The 2,650-nt window shown below is 69.8% G+C and carries 4 protein-coding genes; 3 read left to right on the forward strand and 1 reads right to left on the reverse strand.

Going from position 1 to position 2,650, the window contains the following annotated elements; translation table 11 throughout:
• Positions 1-545, forward strand: a 545-nt coding sequence (locus AAGI91_17565) for a hypothetical protein (protein ID MEM1044421.1), incomplete at its 5' end; no start/stop codon positions are given.
• A 37-nt stretch (positions 546-582) separates the two neighbouring features.
• Here the strand turns inward: AAGI91_17565 and AAGI91_17570 are convergent.
• Complete coding sequence (locus AAGI91_17570) at positions 583-1,056, reverse strand: Lrp/AsnC family transcriptional regulator (protein MEM1044422.1); 474 nt, start codon at positions 1,054-1,056, stop codon at positions 583-585.
• A gap of 88 nt (positions 1,057-1,144) precedes the next feature.
• On the opposite strand from AAGI91_17570, the gene AAGI91_17575 reads away from it, so the two are divergent.
• Together AAGI91_17575 and AAGI91_17580 are read left to right on the forward strand one after the other, a co-directional pair.
• Positions 1,145-2,341: a PLP-dependent aspartate aminotransferase family protein gene (locus AAGI91_17575; protein ID MEM1044423.1), complete on the forward strand. Its 1,197-nt coding sequence runs from the start codon at positions 1,145-1,147 to the stop codon at positions 2,339-2,341.
• Between the two features lie 97 nt (positions 2,342-2,438).
• Positions 2,439-2,650 (forward strand): oxidoreductase (locus AAGI91_17580; GenBank protein MEM1044424.1); only part of this gene is annotated, 212 nt, incomplete at its 3' end.

Consider the following 2,650-nt stretch of genomic DNA (forward strand, 5'->3'; position numbering starts at 1 on the left):
AGACCGTCCTCACCGCCGGTCTAGACGCATCTCTCGGCGGCGCCTCCACATTCACGCTGGAGGGGTCGTACGTGCTCTACGGCGACGACACCTTCGGCGAGACGACGTTCAGCCCAGGCAACAAGGCCACCGGGACGATGCGGCTGGCGCTCCGCGGGCGGCTCGCACGGGGCGAGCTTCTGGCTCGCTACCGGCAGGTGTTCGACGGGACCATCGAGGCGCGTCCCGTGGGGTACATCCGCCCGTCGCAGGCGCAGGTGGTTCTGGGGCTCGGCTTCGGACCGGAGAGCGCGTCGTTGGGCGTCTCCGCTGGCGCCCGCTACTACGGCTCCATCGACCCCGATGCCGACGACGGCATTGAGTTGGTCTCGTTCTTGGCGGACCAGCAGGTGCTTCTCGACCTGGGCGCTGCGCCGACGATCGGCCTCGGCGAGAGCGCCGAGCTGTTCGGGTCGTTCACGTACACGGTCGGGCTCACAGAGGCCATCGGCGGCGAGACGCTGACAGGCTTCCGCGCCAGCGGAGGCATCCGCACGCGGTTCTAGGGACCTGTCGAAGCGCCCGCTGGCGCCGCGCTCCGGCTCAGCGCGGGATGTCTCCTGTGGGCACTCCCGCCGTCCGGCGATGGGCGAACAGCAGCGACGTCTCGATACGAGCGACTTCGGGACGCTCCGTGAACGCGGCCAGCGCCAGCGTCCGCAGGTGATCGGTGTCGCGGACAGCGACATGGACCAGAAAGTCGGCCGCTCCAGCGGTGTGGAAGAATTGGACGACCTCCGGCAGGGAGAGCGCATGCGCCTCGAAGGCCTCTACCAGAGGGCGGGCGTGCTGGCGGAGCGAGACCGACACCAGCGCTTGCAACCCGATGCCGAGCGCCTCCGGGGCAATCTCCGCGTGGTACCCCGCGAGGACGCCGTCGGCCTCCAGGCGGCGGGTTCGCTCCAATGCCGTCGAGGGCGCCACGCCGACGGAAGCCGCGAGCTGCTTGTTAGACATCCGCGCATTGTTCTGCAGGTGGGCCACGATGGCGCGGTCCGTTCGATCGAGAGGACGCATAGTGACAGGCGGCCGAATCATCTTCGGTGTTGTTGACGAGGTACGCTACATCATTCTACCGTGTAGCCACATCACGCACAACTGACGGATGGAGCTACCTCTCGACCTCGCCACTCGTGCCGTCCATTCGGGACGCGACGATCTCGCTGCGTTGGGCGTCCACGCCCTCCCCATCGACCTGTCCTCGACGTACCCGTTCACAGACCTCGACGGCGCGACGGCCAGTCTGGACGCACTCGTCTCCGGCGACAAGGCGGCGCCGAATCCGATCTACGCGCGCCTCCACAATCCGACGGTCGCCCGCTTCGAGAACGCCCTCGCCGACCTCGAAGGCGCCGAGGCCGCGGTCGCCTTCGCCAGCGGGATGGCGGCACTCACGGCGGCCCTGCTGGCGGCCCGCGCCGACGGCGGTCACGTCGTCGCCACGCGGCCCATCTACGGCACGACCGACCACCTGCTCACGTGCGAGTTGATGGGGATGGAGGTCACCTGGACGACGCCAGCGGGCGTGGCCGAGGCTCGGAGGCCGGACACAGCGCTGGTCATCACCGAGACGCCTGCCAACCCGACACTCGCCCTCGTCGACATCGAGGCGGTCGTCGCACAGGCGGGCGACGTGCCCGTCTTGGTGGACTCGACGTTCGCGACACCGGTTCTCCAGCAGCCCATCGCCCATGGAGCAGCGCTCGTCATGCACAGCGCCACCAAGTTCCTCGGCGGCCACGGCGACGTGGTAGCAGGCGTCGTGGCCTGTGGCGAGGGCTGGGCACGTCGGCTTCGTCAGGTACGCGTGGCGACCGGTGCGCTCCTGCACCCGCTGGCGGGCTACCTCCTCCACCGCGGGCTGGCGACGCTCCCGCTTCGCGTCGAACGCGCGCAGGGGACAGCCGCTGCACTGGCGGCTCGGCTCGTCGGGCACGACGCCATCGCGGCCGTGCACTACCCGGGCTTGCCCGCTGGCGACCCCGAGCGGCTCGTCGGGTGCCAGATGGACGGCCCCGGGACGATGCTCGCATTCGAGGTGCACGGCGGGTACGACGCAGCACGCGCCGTCTGCGAGTCGGTATCGCTGATGACGCCAGCAGTGAGCCTGGGGTCGGTCGACACGTTGATCCAGCACCCGGCCGGGCTCACGCACCGCGTCCTTTCGGACGAGGCACGTCTGTCGGGCGGTATCGCACCGGGCCTTCTGCGCCTATCGGTCGGGCTGGAGTCCGCAGACGACCTGTGGGCCGATCTGGCACGGGCGCTGGCGACGGCCCCGGCGGCGGCTCTCGCTGCCTGAGCACCGGAATACGCGACGCTCTGACTTATCCGGACTCCGGCGCAGGGAACGGCGACGTCTCGCGGAAATCCAACGCCGCACCCCTCCCCAACGCGCCATGTCCCACACCGCCGCCTCTGACCAGCCCGTCCGCGCCAGCGGAACCTTCGACCTGGGCGATGGCCTCACCGTTCACCGCCTCGGCTTCGGTGCCATGCGCATCACCGGCCAGGGCGTCTGGGGGCCGCCAGCGGACCACGAGCGGTCGCTCCGCGTGCTGACGCGCTCCGTCGAGCTGGGCACGGACTTTATCGACACGGCCGACAGCTA

It is taken from the genome of Bacteroidota bacterium, from assembly GCA_038746285.1.
Lineage (GTDB): Bacteria > Bacteroidota > Rhodothermia > Rhodothermales > JANQRZ01 > JANQRZ01.

Bases quoted from the DNA above. Each gene is read 5' to 3' on its own strand.
- AAGI91_17575 (MEM1044423.1), top strand. From the start codon at position 1,145: ATGGAGCTACCTCTCGACCTCGCCACTCGTGCCGTCCATTCGGGACGC.
- AAGI91_17570 (MEM1044422.1), bottom strand. From the start codon at position 1,056: ATGCGTCCTCTCGATCGAACGGACCGCGCCATCGTGGCCCACCTGCAG.